Source organism: Kitasatospora sp. NPDC087271 (assembly GCF_044744605.1).
Taxonomy (GTDB): Bacteria; Actinomycetota; Actinomycetes; order Streptomycetales; family Streptomycetaceae; genus Kitasatospora.
Map to the genome: position 1 here is coordinate 105,567 of NZ_JBIUYQ010000006.1, position 13,484 is coordinate 119,050.

The 13,484-nt window shown below is 75.4% G+C and carries 12 protein-coding genes; 5 read left to right on the plus strand and 7 right to left on the minus strand.

Annotated features, from left to right (window positions below):
• Positions 1-22 precede the first annotated feature (22 nt).
• Positions 23-748: a LuxR C-terminal-related transcriptional regulator gene (locus tag ACIO9K_RS12605; RefSeq protein WP_400329592.1), complete on the minus strand. Its 726-nt coding sequence runs from the start codon at positions 746-748 to the stop codon at positions 23-25.
• Between the two features lie 239 nt (positions 749-987).
• Between ACIO9K_RS12605 and ACIO9K_RS12610 the strand changes: the two genes are divergently transcribed.
• Together ACIO9K_RS12610 and ACIO9K_RS12615 are read left to right on the plus strand one after the other, a co-directional pair.
• Positions 988-2,304: a hydrolytic protein gene (locus ACIO9K_RS12610; RefSeq protein WP_400329119.1), complete on the plus strand. Its 1,317-nt coding sequence runs from the start codon at positions 988-990 to the stop codon at positions 2,302-2,304.
• Positions 2,305-2,698: 394 nt separating this feature from the next.
• Positions 2,699-4,198, plus strand: coding sequence for a carboxylesterase family protein (locus tag ACIO9K_RS12615; RefSeq protein ID WP_363621793.1), 1,500 nt, complete (start codon positions 2,699-2,701; stop codon positions 4,196-4,198).
• A gap of 27 nt (positions 4,199-4,225) precedes the next feature.
• Here the strand turns inward: ACIO9K_RS12615 and ACIO9K_RS12620 are convergent, their stop codons facing one another.
• The 4 genes from ACIO9K_RS12620 to ACIO9K_RS12635 form a co-directional block, all read right to left on the minus strand.
• Positions 4,226-5,653: an RtcB family protein gene (locus ACIO9K_RS12620; RefSeq protein WP_400329122.1), complete on the minus strand. Its 1,428-nt coding sequence runs from the start codon at positions 5,651-5,653 to the stop codon at positions 4,226-4,228.
• Positions 5,654-5,733: 80 nt separating this feature from the next.
• Complete coding sequence (locus ACIO9K_RS12625) at positions 5,734-6,189, minus strand: archease (protein WP_400329125.1); 456 nt, start codon at positions 6,187-6,189, stop codon at positions 5,734-5,736.
• A 100-nt stretch (positions 6,190-6,289) separates the two neighbouring features.
• A complete protein-coding gene (locus tag ACIO9K_RS12630; protein ID WP_400329128.1) occupies positions 6,290-7,594 on the minus strand; it encodes a styrene monooxygenase/indole monooxygenase family protein in 1,305 nt (434 codons plus the stop codon).
• A gap of 105 nt (positions 7,595-7,699) precedes the next feature.
• Positions 7,700-8,452 (minus strand): thioesterase II family protein, encoded by a 753-nt coding sequence (locus tag ACIO9K_RS12635; RefSeq protein ID WP_400329131.1) that lies wholly within the window; start codon positions 8,450-8,452, stop codon positions 7,700-7,702.
• A gap of 229 nt (positions 8,453-8,681) precedes the next feature.
• Here ACIO9K_RS12635 and ACIO9K_RS12640 point away from each other — a divergent pair, with 229 nt between their 5' ends.
• Positions 8,682-9,632 carry an SDR family NAD(P)-dependent oxidoreductase gene (locus ACIO9K_RS12640; RefSeq protein ID WP_400329134.1) on the plus strand — a complete coding sequence of 317 codons (951 nt, stop codon included), beginning with the start codon at positions 8,682-8,684 and terminating at the stop codon, positions 9,630-9,632.
• A 77-nt stretch (positions 9,633-9,709) separates the two neighbouring features.
• Here the strand turns inward: ACIO9K_RS12640 and ACIO9K_RS12645 are convergent, their stop codons facing one another.
• Positions 9,710-10,372 (minus strand): AAA family ATPase, encoded by a 663-nt coding sequence (locus tag ACIO9K_RS12645; RefSeq protein ID WP_363585569.1) that lies wholly within the window; start codon positions 10,370-10,372, stop codon positions 9,710-9,712.
• Between the two features lie 175 nt (positions 10,373-10,547).
• On the opposite strand from ACIO9K_RS12645, the gene ACIO9K_RS12650 reads away from it, so the two are divergent.
• Together ACIO9K_RS12650 and ACIO9K_RS12655 are read left to right on the plus strand one after the other, a co-directional pair.
• Complete coding sequence (locus ACIO9K_RS12650; RefSeq protein ID WP_400329137.1) at positions 10,548-12,089, plus strand: AMP-binding protein; 1,542 nt, start codon at positions 10,548-10,550, stop codon at positions 12,087-12,089.
• A 151-nt stretch (positions 12,090-12,240) separates the two neighbouring features.
• On the plus strand, positions 12,241-12,420 hold the full coding sequence (locus tag ACIO9K_RS12655; protein WP_363621809.1) for a hypothetical protein: 180 nt from the start codon (positions 12,241-12,243) through the stop codon (positions 12,418-12,420).
• A 46-nt stretch (positions 12,421-12,466) separates the two neighbouring features.
• Here ACIO9K_RS12655 and ACIO9K_RS12660 read toward each other — a convergent pair whose 3' ends face one another.
• A complete protein-coding gene (locus ACIO9K_RS12660) occupies positions 12,467-13,456 on the minus strand; it encodes an ABC transporter ATP-binding protein (protein ID WP_363621811.1) in 990 nt (329 codons plus the stop codon).
• Positions 13,457-13,484: the final 28 nt, after the last annotated feature.

Genomic DNA, 13,484 nt, shown 5'->3' on the forward strand with positions numbered 1-13,484 from the left:
CGCCGACGCTCCGGCGGCGTCCTCAGATGAGGCCGTGGCGCATCGCGTACCCGACGGCGTGGGCGCGGTTGCGCAGTCCCAGCCGGGTGGTGATCTCGTGCAGCACGTTCTTGACCGTGCGTTCGGAGTACGAGGTCTCGGCCGCTATCTCACTGGTGTCGAGGCCGTCGGCGACCAGCCGGAGCATCTCCGCCTCGCGCGCGGTCAGGGTCGACAGGGTCAGCCCGCGCGGGTCGAGCATGGTGCGCTGGAGGCTGCCGACCCGGTCGAGCAGCTTGCCGAGGAGGTCCCCCGGCATGACGCCCTCGCCGTTGGCCAGGGCGGTGATGAGGTGGACGAGCCGGTCCTGGTCGGCGTCCGAACGGCGCAGCACGGCGCCGACGCCGCACTCGATGATGGTCTGCAGGCCGCCGGCCTCGAAGTGGCCCACGACCAGCCCGGTCCGGCTCTGCGTGTTGAGGCGGAGCCGACGCAGCCGGTCGGTCACGGCGTCGTTCAGCCCGTCGACCACCATCAGGGAGACCTGTGCGCGCGCGACGTCGCCCTCGGCGAGCAGTTCCACCTCCGGCCGGTGCCTCAACTGCTGGACGACGCCCGTGTGCAGGATGATGTCCTCCGCGTACACCGCCACCTGGACCCGGCCCGGCTTCACGTTCACGCGCACCGTGGCGGGCTCGGCCGATCCACGCGGTCGGGCCTGCACGGACCTGGTCGCCCCGACGGCCTCATGGGTGGTGGTTTCGATCATCGTCATCCAACTGTTCCGTTCTGCTTCGTCTGCGTCACCGGACGCATGGTGAGGACGGCCGGGCGCCATGTCATGGAGCCGGCCGCGGGTGTTGCCGGGGGGACGGGGTGGGGAGCGTTGGCTGGGGGCGGGGCATCGGCCCCGGGCAGGGCCCGGTTGTTCCCGCGGGCAAGGGGTGTGCCCGCGGCTTGCCCGCGGGGCTCTCTCCTGGGGGTGTCCTCCGGTCCTACCGTCACGGCATGACCGCATCCGCCGAACTCGGCCTTCCCGCGCTGACGGTGTCGCCCGGAGACGTGGCCACGACGACCCTGACGGTACGCAACGACACCGATATCGTTGAGGCGTACTCGCTGGAGGTGGTCGGGGCCTGCGCTCCGTGGACGACGGTCGAGCCGGCCCGTCTCTCGCTCTTCCCGGGGACGTCCGAGACGGTGACGATACGGCTCGCCCCGGCCCGCTCGCACGAGGTGCGGGCGGGTGAGTTCCCGCTCGGCATCCGGGTGTTGCCCGCCGAGCGGCCCGAACTGGTGACCGTGCCGGAGACGACCGTCACCGTGACGCCGTTCCGGGAGCTGCGCGCCGCGCTCGCTCCCCGGCGCCGCCGGGGCTGGCTCCGCGCCCGCTACCGGACGTCGGTGCGCAACCTCGGAAACACCGCGGCCGTCGTGACGTTCGCCCCGGCGCAGCCCGGCGAGGAGCTGCGCTTCGGGTTCGCCCCGGAGCGGCTGCGACTCGCACCGGGCGAGTCCGCCGAGACCCGGCTGCGGGTGCGCGCGCGCAAGTTGATCTGGTTCGGCAAGCCGGCCACCTGGCCCTTCGAGGTCACCGTCGGCCAGGAGGGCGAGGCCGCCGCGTCGGACGGCCCGCAGCCGGCCGAGCGGCCGCGCGTGCTGGAGGGCGAGTTCGTCCAGCACGCGCTGCTGCCCAAGTGGCTGCTCGCGCTCATCGCGGCGCTGCTCGCGCTGCTGCTGGCCTGGCTCACGCTGGTTCGGCCGGCGGTGCGCAGTTCCGCGAAGCAGGCCGCCGACAAGGCCGTCGAGCAGAAGGTCGCCTCGTTCACCCCGGCCCCCGTCCCGGCTCCGTCGGCCCCGGTCCCCGGGGCGACTCCGAGCGGTCAGGGGCAGCAGGGCGGCGCTGCGGGCGGCGGCTCCGGCGGTGGTTCGGGCGGCGGCTCCGGCCGCTCGGTCCCGGGGACGGAGCAGCAGTTCTCCACGACGGTCGACGTGACCACCAACACCGGCGGCTCCGCGGTGGGCGCCTACCGGGTGGACCACGGCAAGGTCTTCCGCATCACCGACATCGTCGCCGCCAACTTCCAGGGCGACCAGGGGCTGTTGACCATCAAGTTCGGCGAGCAGACGATCACGACCATCGCCTTGGAGACCTTCCGTAACCAGGACTATCACTGGGTGACTCCCATCGAGGTCCCCGAGGACCAGACGGTGACGGCGAGCGTTGTCTGCCAGCAGCCGGGTACGCCCGCCTCGGGGAAGCAGGCCACCCAGTGCCACGAACTGCTGAACGTCAGTGGGCAGTTGAGCGATATCAAGCGCTGAAACCGCACCCCTCCCTCACTTCTCGTTCACACCATGCACCTGTCAATGGAGTGCGACATTACTGGCCGGTTCAGTAGTCGTTTCTAACACCAACCCGGCCTTGATGGGACAGAGAGTGACGTGAGTGACACCCGCCCGGAAGCCCGGCGGACGCCATAGGGCCCGCCAGGACCGGGCATCCGCCCGAACGGGCAAGCGGAGCGGCCCGTTCGTACAGTGGATCCTGCCCTTTCACCCATGCCTGACACCTCGTCAACCACCGCGCCCGGAAACAGGATCACCAACCGGTCGGTCGGTCAGAAACGGGCGAACAGCCCGTCCGGGTGCCGGTCGGCGGCCGTCGGCGACCGATTACCCTGGAGGCGGTCGGAGCAGCCGGACCGAGGAGAGACCCGTGCCGGAGCACAACCTGCCCACCCACCCGACCGTGCGCACCGCCGAGGGCCTGCTGCGCGGCCGCCTCCTCGGCCGGCACGCCGTCTTCCGGGGCGTCCCGTACGCCCGGCCCCCGGTGGGAGCGCTGCGCTTCGCCGCCCCCGCCCCGGCCGAACCCTGGGACGGCGTCCGCGAGGCGGCACGGTTCGGCCCGACCCCGCCGCAGTCAGGGCCGACGGCCGCGAGCCCGGCCGGGGACACCGACTGGCTGACGCTCAACGTCCACACCCCGGACCCGGGCGCGGCCGGACTGCCCGTCCTGGTCTGGATCCCCGGCGGCGGCTACGTCGCGGCGGCCTCGGACGACCCCATGTACGACGCCACGGCCCTGGCCGCCGCCGGACTCGTCGTGGTCAGCCTCAACTACCGGGTGGGCGTCGAGGGTTTCGGCCGGCTCGACGGTGCCCCGGCCAACCGCGGCCTGCTCGACCAGGCCGCCGCACTGCGGTGGGTCCGGCGCAACATCGCCGCGTTCGGCGGCGACCCCGACCAGGTCACCGTCGCCGGCCAGTCCGCCGGGGCCGGCTCGATCGCCGCACTGCTCACCATGAAGCCGGTGCGCGGCCTGTTCCGACGCGCCGTCACCCACTCGGTGCCGGGCAGCCACTGCACCCCCGCCCTGGCCGCCGACGTCACCGCCGCACTGGCCGGCCGGCTCGGCACCGCGCCCACCGCCGCCGCCCTGTCCGCGGTCGACCCCTGGCGCCTCGCCGGGGAGCTCACCGCCCTCAGCACCGACCTGCCCGGACACGGCGAGCGCTGGGGGGCCTTCGCCCGGTCCGGCCTCGCGGTCTGCCCGGTCGTCGACGGCGACGTCCTGCCCGAAGCACCCTGGCCCGCCCTGGCCGCCGGCCGGGCCGCCGGGATCGACCTGCTCGTCGGCCACACCCGCGACGAGTTCCGGCTGTTCACCGTCATGGCCGGGCTCCTCGGCACCTTCACCGAACAGGACGCCCGCACCGCGCTCGACCTCTTCGCCCCGCAGCCGCACGGCCCCGACGCCTACCGCGCCGCGTACCCGCGGGCCACCCCGGACGAACTGCTGGAGTCCGTCCGCTCCGACGCCCTGTTCCGAATGCCCTCGCTCCAGCTCGCCGAGGCCAACACCGCCGCCGGCGGCACCTCCTACCTGTTCGAACTGGCCCTGCCCGCGCTCGGCGGGGTCCTGGGCGCCTGCCACAGCCTCGACGTCCCCCTGGCCTTCGGAACGCTGGACAGCCCGATCGGGCGGCAACTCCTCGGCGACACCCCCTCGCCGGAGGCCGTCGCGGTCTCCCACGAGCTCCACCGGGCCTGGGTCTCCTTCGCCACCACCGGCGATCCCGGCTGGCCCGCCTTCCACCCCGACGAACAGCTCACCCGCGTCCTGGACGCCCGCCCCCGCACCGTCCGCTACCCCGAGCAGACCGCCCGCCGGATCTGGGCCGGACACCACCCCGCCGCCTTCGACCTGCGCTGACCGCCCGGGACACCGCCGCAGGGCGGGTCAGCCCTTGACCACGCCCAGCGGCACCAGGCGGGCGACCGGCCGGGCGAGCCCGGCGGCCTCGGTGGCGGCGACCACCGCGTCGACGTCCTTGTACGCCCGGGGAGTCTCCTCCGCCAGCGCCCGCCAGGACGCCGGCCGCACCGCGATGCCGCGCGCCTCCAGTTCGCCGCGCAGCTGTTCGCCGCGCACCGTCCGCAGCGCCTGGTGGCGGCTCCACACCCGCCCGGCCCCGTGGCAGGCGGAGCCGAAGGCCTCGTTGCCGGGCAGCCCGACCATGACGTACGAGGCGGTGCCCATCGTCCCCGGCACCAGCACCGGCTGTCCGGCCCGCAGGAGGTCCGCGGGCAGGCCGGGGTCGCCGGGCGGCAGCGCCCTGGTGGCGCCCTTGCGGTGGACGCACAGCCGTCGCGGCACGCCGTCCACGTCGTGGGTCTCCAGCTTGGCGAGGTTGTGCGACACGTCGTACACCAGTTCCAGGCCGACCCCGAGGGCGGTGGCGAAGGCGCGGCGGGCCGCCTCGGAGAGCAGCTGCCGGTTGGCCCGCCCGTAGTTGGCCGCGGCGACCATGGCGCCCAGGTAGGCGCGGCCGCGCGGCGAGTCGACCGGGGTGCAGGCGAGCTGGCGGTCGGGGAGCTCGATCCGCCGGCGCTCCAGGTCGCGGTCCATGGCGTGGACGTGGTCGGTGCAGATCTGGTGGCCGAGGCCGCGCGAGCCGCAGTGGATCATGACGCACACCTGGCCCGGCCGCAGGCCGAACGCCGCCGCCGTCTCCGGGTCGTGCACCCGGTCGACGGCCTGGACCTCCAGGAAGTGGTTGGCCGAACCGAGGCTGCCGACCTGGTGCAGGCCTCGCTCGACGGCCCGGGTGCTGACCTCGCCCGGGGCCGCGCCGGCCAGGACGCCGCCGTCCTCGCAGCGCTCCAGGTCGCGCGGCACCCCGTGGCCGTGCTCGACGGCGTACCGGGCGCCGCCGAGCAGCAGGTCGTCCAGTTCCTCCGGTCCGGACAGCCGCCACAGGCCGCCCCGGCCGAGGCCGCGCGGGACGGTGCGGTCGAGCAGGTCCATCAGGCGGGTGACCCGCTCGGGGTCGAGTTCGTCGCGGCCGACGCCCGCGCCCAGCAGTCGGACCCCGCAGGAGATGTCGAAGCCGACCCCGCCGGGCGAGATCACCCCGCCCTGGTCGACGTCGGTCGCGGCCACCCCGCCGATCGGGAAGCCGTAGCCCCAGTGCACGTCGGGCATCGCGAAGGAGGCGCGGACGATGCCCGGCAGGGTCGCCACGTTGGCCACCTGCTCCAGCGCCTTGTCCCCGGCGGCCTGCGGCAGCAGCGCGCGGCTGGCGAAGACCACGCCCGGCACCCGCATCGGCGGGCGCGGTTCGATCCGCCAGCGGCAGCGGCCCGCCTCGACCAGTGCGATCTCCACTTCGCTCACCCCGTTCCGTGCCCGTTCCGCGTTCCGTGCCCGGTCCGGGCCCGTCCCGCTCGGTGCCGCCCCCGGCCCGCTCAGACGTCCACCGTCACCCGGCAGGTCCAGCCGTCCGGGCCGGCGCGCAGGTCCAGGTCGTGCAGCGAGACCGCCTTCGGCACGGCACCGACCAGGGCCGCGGTGGCGGCGTCCGCCATCCGGAAGCGGACCTCGACCGTCCGGGCGCCCTCCAGACCGCGGATCGGGCCGAGCGCCAGCCCGGCGGGGAGTTCGCCGTCGGCGTCCATCCGGTAGACGACCTCCTCCAGGACGCCCGCGAGCAGGTCCGCGTCGCTCGCCGCGAGGACGGTGCAGCCGCGCTCGCCGACGATCCGCGCGCCGGAGAGGTCCGCGAAGCCGCCCACGACGGCGTGCACCAGCTCGCCGATGCAGCCCTCGGCCGTCGGCGCCCAGGCCTCCACCCGCAGGTCCGCCGTGTGCGGCACGGTCCGGTGGCCGCTGCCGGCACGCCCTGCGGGTCCGCGACCGTCCACGAGCGACGCCTCCCGCCCCCGTTGACGTTCCCCCTCCAGCGTCGTCCCGTGGGGCACCCGGAGGCAACCGCGGAGGCTCCCGGGGCGGGTCGGACACGACCTAGTCGCGGACCGAGGCGAGGTAGGCGGCGGTCAGGTCGGGGGTGGCCAGCCAGACGGCGTGGTCGCTGGGCTCCGCGTAGGTGTTGGCGAGCCGACGGGCGACCGCCTCGTGCTCGGCGGCGGCCGCGAACACACCCTGCACGTGGTCCGGCACGGTGAGCATCGCGGCGGTGAACTCGACCGCGTGCCGGGCGTGTTGACGCCAGAAGCGCTCTGCGGTGCGGCACATCCAGTCCGCGGTGTAGGGGGCCTCGCCGTGCTCGACGATCGCCCGCAGGTACGCCTGCGCCGCCCGCGCGGCGCTGTTGGCGCCCTGGCCGGCGATCGGGTCGTTCACCACCACCGCGTCGCCGAGGCCGAGCACGTGGACGGCGTCGACGCCGGTGCCCAGCTCCGCCACCGGCCGCCGCACCACCGGGGTGACGGCGCCGGACAGTCCGGCCCCGGCATCGGTCGGCTCGGCGTCCGCCCACAGCTCCGCCTCCCACGGCAGGTACTCGCGCAACAGGGCGCGGATCCGGGCGAGTTGGGCGTCGGGCGCCGGGGCGTCGCGGAACGCGTCCAGCGGCCCGCCGGGCAGCGCCTCCCACAACAGGATCGCGCACGGGCCGGAGAGGGTCAGGGCCGGCTGCAGGTACAGCTCGCCCAGGCCGGGCAGCGCGTGCATCCGCGCCCGCGGCTCGGTGGCCGGATCCGGCGAGCCCACCCCGTGGACGTACAGGCAGGACAGCGCCCGCTGCGGCCGGTCGAACGGCGAGCGGGCGGCGTCGCGTTCGAAGACCCCGGCCAGTTCGCCGCGCCCGGCCGCGACCACCGTCAGCTCGTGCCGACGGGCGAGCTCGCACAGGCCGTCCCGGTCCAGCGAGCGGTACTCGACCCGGCCGCCGCGCTCTTCCAGCAGTTCCAGCCAGCGCGCCAGTTTCAGCCGCTGGTCCACCGACTGGGCGGGCTCGTCGAGCGTCATGGTGAACTCCAGCGCCCGCACCCCGGGCGGCACGGCGAGCACCGACCGGACGGCGCGGACCGCCGGCGCCTCCCCCGCCCACAGGTCCAGCCCGGCCGCCGCCTCGGTCCGCAGCGCCGGTCCGAACATCGCCTGGGTGGACAGCACCCGCCCGCCGCACACCTGCTCGGGGGTGCGCTCGGCGACCAGCGTCACCTGGTAGCCGGCCGCCACCAGCCCCAGCGCGAGTTGCAGGCCGGCCTGGCCCGCTCCGACGACGGCGATCCGGCGCATGGCGGCCTCCAGGGTGGGTGGTCTCGGCTGACGGCGCCGCCGGCGGCCCGGCTGACGGCCCGTCACGCAGGCACAGTAGCCGAGCCGCCGGGGCGCGTCACCGGGGCCGGGCGGGCCCGGCCGCTCGGTCCGGGGCTCCACCAGCGCCGGCCACGCCCCGGCACGGCCGGCTCAGCCGCGCAGGTGCGCGGTGAGCACCTCGACCACGGCCGCGGTCTGGTCCGCCACGTAGAAGTGCCCGCCGGGGAAGACCCGCAGGTCGAAACCGCCGGTGGTGTGCCGGTCCCACTGGGCGGCCTGGTCGACGGTGGCGTTCTGGTCGGTCTCCCCCACCAGTGCGGTGATCGGCTGCGGCACGGTCGCCTCCGGCGCGCAGCGGTACGTCTCGATGGCGGTGTAGTCGGCCCGCAGCGCCGGCAGGATCAGCTCGCGCAGCGCCGGGATGGTGAGGATCCGCTCGTCCGTCCCGCCGAGGCGCACGATCGTGTCGAGCAGCCCGTCGTCCGGCAGCCGGTAGACGGCGGTCTCCCGGGGCAGCGAGGGCGCGCGGCCCGCCGAGACGAACAGCCGCTCGGGCCCCGGGAGGCCGTCGCGGGCGAAGCAGCGGGCGGTCTCGAAGGCGACGGCCGCGCCCATGCTGTGCCCGAAGAAGGTCAGCGGCCGGTCCGTCCACTCGCGCAGCTCCCGGTAGAGCTGCGCGGCGAGCTCCAGCACCGAGTCGATCGCCGGTTCGGCGAAGCGGTTCTGACGGCCCGGGTACTGGACGGTGAGCACGTCGGCATAGGGCGCGAGCGCGTTGGCGTACTCCATGTAGTAGCTGGCGGAGCCGCCCGCGTGGGGGAAGATCACGATCCGGGCGGGGGCGGAGTCGGACGGACTGAAGCGGCGGAACCACGGGTTGTCGACGGCGGCACTGCTGGACATGCGGATGCGGACCTCTCTCCGTGACGAACTCTGCTGACCCCAGTCTCGCAGGGCCCCACCCGACGCGGGCCCGAAACCCGACGGTTCGACGATCTTGAGGCCCGACGGCGGTGACGGCGATCTGTCAGCGATCTGCCGGTCAGGCCTGTGATCGTGGGGCTGCCGGCGGGGCCGCGGTCTCGAATCGCGGGTGTCCCGGCGGCCCCGAATTCGCCAGGAGGTCATCAGCATGTCGTCCACAACCCGCAGCCGGCCGTGGGACGTTCACCGGCCGCCGGCCGCCGCCGGGAGGAGCGTCCTGGTCACCGGGGGCAACGCCGGTATCGGCTACTTCGTCGCCGAGCAGCTCGCCGGGGCCGGCGCCACGGTCGTGCTCGGCAGCCGGGACGCCGGTCGGGCCGGGGCCGCCATGGCGTCGATCCGCTCCCGCGTCCCCGGCGCCGTGGTGCGCCACCTCCCGCTGGACCTCGCCGACCTGCCCTCCCTGCGGGCCGCCGTGGACGGGCTCGCCCTCGACCACCTCGACGCGGTCGTCCACAACGCCGGGGTCGCGCTGGACGATCCGCCGCGCCGGGAGACCGGCGCCGGGCACGAGCTGATGTTCGCGACCAACCACCTCGGGCACGTCGCGCTCACCCGCTGGCTGGCCCCCCTGCTCGCGGCCGCACCGGCGGGCCGCATCGTGACGGTCGGCAGCTTCGCGGCCCGCTCGGAGCGGCTGGACCTCGACGACCTCCAGTCGGCCGCGGACTACCGGCCCAAACGCGCCTACGGCCGTTCGAAACTGGCGCAGATGACCTTCGGCCTCGAACTCGACCGACGCCTCCGCGCCGCCGGCAGCACCGTGCTCAGCCTGCTGGCGCACCCCGGCGGCGCACTCGACTCGCTCACCCCGCCCCGCCCGCCGGTCCACACCCGGACCGTCGGCGAAGGGCTGCGCGGCCTGCCGGCCGGGCTCCTCCTCCAGGGCAAGGACCACGGCGCGTGGCCGATCGTCCGGGCCGTCCTCGACCCGCAGGCCCAGGGCGGCCAGCTCTGGGGCCCCCGCGTCTTCGGCCTGCGCGGCGCCCCCCGCCTCGAACCCGCCCAGCCCCACCTGACCGACCGCGCCGTCGCCGACCGCCTCTGGGACGCCACCTGCCGACTCGCCGCCGTGGACCCCCACCTCGGCCTCCTCTGACCACCGCTCCGGCCAGGGGACTTCACCGCTCCCGGCGGCTCAGGCACTGTTCCCGGTCACCGCCTCCGCCGGGGGCCTCACCGGGCCGGGCCGAAGTGGACGGCTGTGGCGCGGGAGCGGGAGGCGGTGTCGAGGAGCAGGACGGACGCCGCTTCCGGGGCCGGGGTCGGCGCGCCGGAGCGCGTGTGGCGGGTGAAGGCGGCGAGCAGTTGGTCCAGGCCCCGGCGGTGGCGGGCGAAGACCCGGGCGGAGGCGTGGCGGCCCCGGGCCCGCTGGCCGTCCAGCGCGGTGGCGGCACCGACGTCGAGCAGCACCAGGTGCAGCTGCCGGCCCTGCCGGGCGGCCTCGCGGGCGAGCCAGCGGCGCATCCAGGCGCGGCTGCCGCAGTCGTGCACCAGCAGTGGCCCGCCGCGCCGCACGGAGGCGCGCAGCAGCCGGACGTGCTCCAGCCGGGCCCAGGGCCGGTAGACCGCGTACGGCAGGCGCGCGGGCATGACCGCCTCGCAGGCCTCGTGGACGGCGCGCGGGTCGACGGTCGGCACCGCCCCCGCCCCGGACCAGCGCCGCAGCAGCGTGCTCTTGCCCGCGCCCGGCAGGCCCGACACGACCACGACGGCATCGGGCGGGTAGCCCACGGTGAACGCCGCCCCCGCGACGCCTCGCAGGTCGAGGACGCCGTGCGGGCGCTCCTCGGCCCCCTGCCCGCCCGGCGCCTCGGCCGTGCCCGTGCTGGTGCCCACGTGTCCCCCGTCCCTGTCCGACGGGGAACCCTAACAACTCCCGGCCGCGGGTACGGCACTCCGGTCCGGTCACGGCAGGACGCCCCGGCAGCGGCCCCTGCACCCGGGATCCCCGGCACCACTCCACCACCGCGCCCGCCCTAAGCTGACGTCCCATCAGACAGGAGGCCGCAGCATGGCGGAGTCGGGGCCGACGTACACCGGGCTGGTGTTGGCGGGGCTGGAGCGGGATCCGGGGCGGGTGGCGATCCGCTGGGGGGAGGAGGCGCTGACCGCCCGGGAGTGCCTGGACGGGGTGTACCGGACGGCGCGGGCGCTGGCGGGTGCCGGGCTCGGGCGCGGGGACGGGGTGACGGTGCTGGCCGGGAACCGGCCGGAGGCGGTGCTGGTGCGGTTGGCCGCGAACCTGCTGGGGTGCCGGGTCGCGATGCCGCATCCGGACGGCCCGGTCGGGGAGTCGGTGGCGCTGGCCGGGTTCGCCGGGACGTCGGCGCTGGTCTTCGATCCGGCCCGCTGCCGGGCCGCCGCCGGGGGGATCGCGCGGTCGCTGCCCTCGGCGGGCCTGTTCGCGCTGGGGCCGTCGGCGCTCGGGGTGGACCTGTCGGCGTCGGCCGCGTCCTGCTCGCCGGAGCCGCTGGCCCCGCGGTTCCGCCCGCAGGACGTGATGGCGGTGCGGTTCACCGGCGGGACGACGGGCCGGCCGAAGGGTGTGCTGCGCCGGTTCGGCCGCCCGCCGCGACCGGCGCTCCTGTCCGGTTCTACGTTCCTGCTCTGTACGGAGCTGTGCCACGGCGGCGGTACGACGGCGGATCTGGCGCTGGCGGCGGGCGGCACGGTGGTGTTGCAGGAGGCCTTCGCCGCCGAGGCGGTGCTGGCGGCGATCGAGCGGTTCCGGGTCTCCCGGGTGTATCTGCCGCCGCACCTGCTCTACCGCGTGCTGGACCATCCGCTGCTGCGCGCGACCGACACCGGCAGCCTGCGCCGCGTCACGTACACCGGCTGTCCGCCGTCGCCGCGCCGGTTGGCGGAGGCGACGCGGCGGCTGGGCCGGGTGCTGCACCAGACGTACAGCCTGACGGAGTGCGGGCCGGTGACGAGGCTGGGCCCGGACGAGCACCTGGACCCGCGGCTGCTGGCGACGGCCGGGCGCCCGTTCCCGGACACCGAGGTGCGGATCGTGGACGAGGAGGGGACGGTGCTGCCGGCGGGCCGGACCGGGGAGATCTGCGTCCGCACCCCGACGGCGATGGTCGGCTACTGGCGCGACCCCGAGCTGACCGCCCGGGTGCTGCGGGACGGCTGGCTGCACACCGGCGATCTGGGCAGTCTGGACGCGGCCGGCTATCTGACGGTGGCCGGGCGCCGCCCGATGGCGATCGTGGACGGGCACAACGTCTTCCCCCGGGACGTCGAGGAGCCGCTGCGCGCGCACCCTGAGGTGCGGGAGGCGGTGATGTTCGCGACGGCCGGCCCGGACCGGCTGGAACGGGTGCACGCGGCCGTGGTCACCGGGCCGGGATCGCGGGCGACGGCGGAGGAACTGCGCCGCTGGGCCCGGGAGCGGGTCGGGCCGCGGTGCGCGCCGGACTCCGTCCTGGTGCTGCCGGGGATCCCGCTGACCGGGGCGGGGAAGCCGGACCTCGACGCGCTGCGGACGTTGGCCACGTCCTCGGAGGGACGGACCGTCACCCCTACAGGGGCGCGCGAGGGAGTGTGACGCGCCCTACTGATGCTTCGAGCGCCCGCGCGGGCGACCTCTCGCGCGGCGGACGACGGGAAGAACCGCCTGTGGACACTCGACCGTGCGGACCGAACTGCCGATACAACCCCGGCGGCGTTCCTCCGCACCGTCCCCAGGAGGCACTTCCTTGACCTGGCTACGCGTCCTGACCGCACTCGGAATCCTCGCCGTCGCGGCCAGTGCAGTGCTCGTCTTCGCCCTCTGCACCGCCACCGCCCGGGGCGAGCGCGCCGGTGAGGACGCACCCGACCTGCGCGCGGACGCCGAAGGCAGCGGGCTCTTCCAGCGGATGGGCGGCGACAGCTGACGGACCCGACGGCCGCCGCCCACCCGCTTCCTCGGTGCCCGGCGCCTCAGTGCCCGGCGATGTCGTCCGGACGGACCTCGATGTGGTCGGCCGCGAGGTCGACCGCCACCCGGTGCTCCATCCCGAGCGCCTCCAGGAACTTGACCGGCAGCTGCACCCGGCCGGTGCGGTCCAGCATCACGTACTCGCGCTCGTTGACCGACTCCTCGCCGTGCTCGTCCGTGACGGTGCGGCGCAGCACCTCGCTGCTGGTCCGGCCGTCCCGGATGGCGACCGTGCGGCGCACCTCGCCCGCGACCATCGGGTCGTGGGTGACGATGACGACGGTGGCGCCGAGTTCGCGGTTGACGGTGCGGAAGGACTCGAAGATCACCCCCGCGGTCTCGGAGTCCAGTTCGCCGGTGGGCTCGTCGGCGAGCAGCACCGGCGGGTTGTTGGCCATCGCCACCGCGATCGCGACCCGCTGCTGCTGGCCGCCGGAGAGCTCGTTGGGGCGGCGGTGGGCGAGGTCACCGATCTCCAGCGCCTCCAGCAGCTCGGCCACCCGGTCGGCCTGCTGCTTGGCCCGCCCGGCCCCGGCCCGGCGCCCGCGCAGCTGCATCGGCAGGGCGATGTTCTCGGCGGCGGTGAGGAAGGGCAGCAGGTTGCGGGCGGTCTGCTGCCAGATGAAGCCGACCACCTCGCGCCGGTAGCGCAGCCGCTCCCGGGCGGACATCTCCAGCAGGTCGCAGCCGGCGACGGTGGCGCTTCCGGCGGTCGGCACGTCGAGCCCGGCCAGGATGGTCAGCAGGGTCGACTTGCCGCTGCCGGAGGCACCGACCAGGGCGACCAGGTCGCCCTGCTGGATGGTCAGCTCCAAGCCCTGCAACGCCTGGACCTCGACGCCCTCGGCGCTGAAGATCCGCACCAGCCGGTCGCAGACGATGGCCGCGCCCTCGCCGTACGCCTTGGGCGAGGCGGCGGCGAGGGCCCGCTGCCGGAGCTCCTGCAAGCTGGGGGCCTCGGCGACCGGCTGCTCCTGGGGAGTGCTCTTCACCGCTCGTCTCCTGTCTTGACTGTCCTAG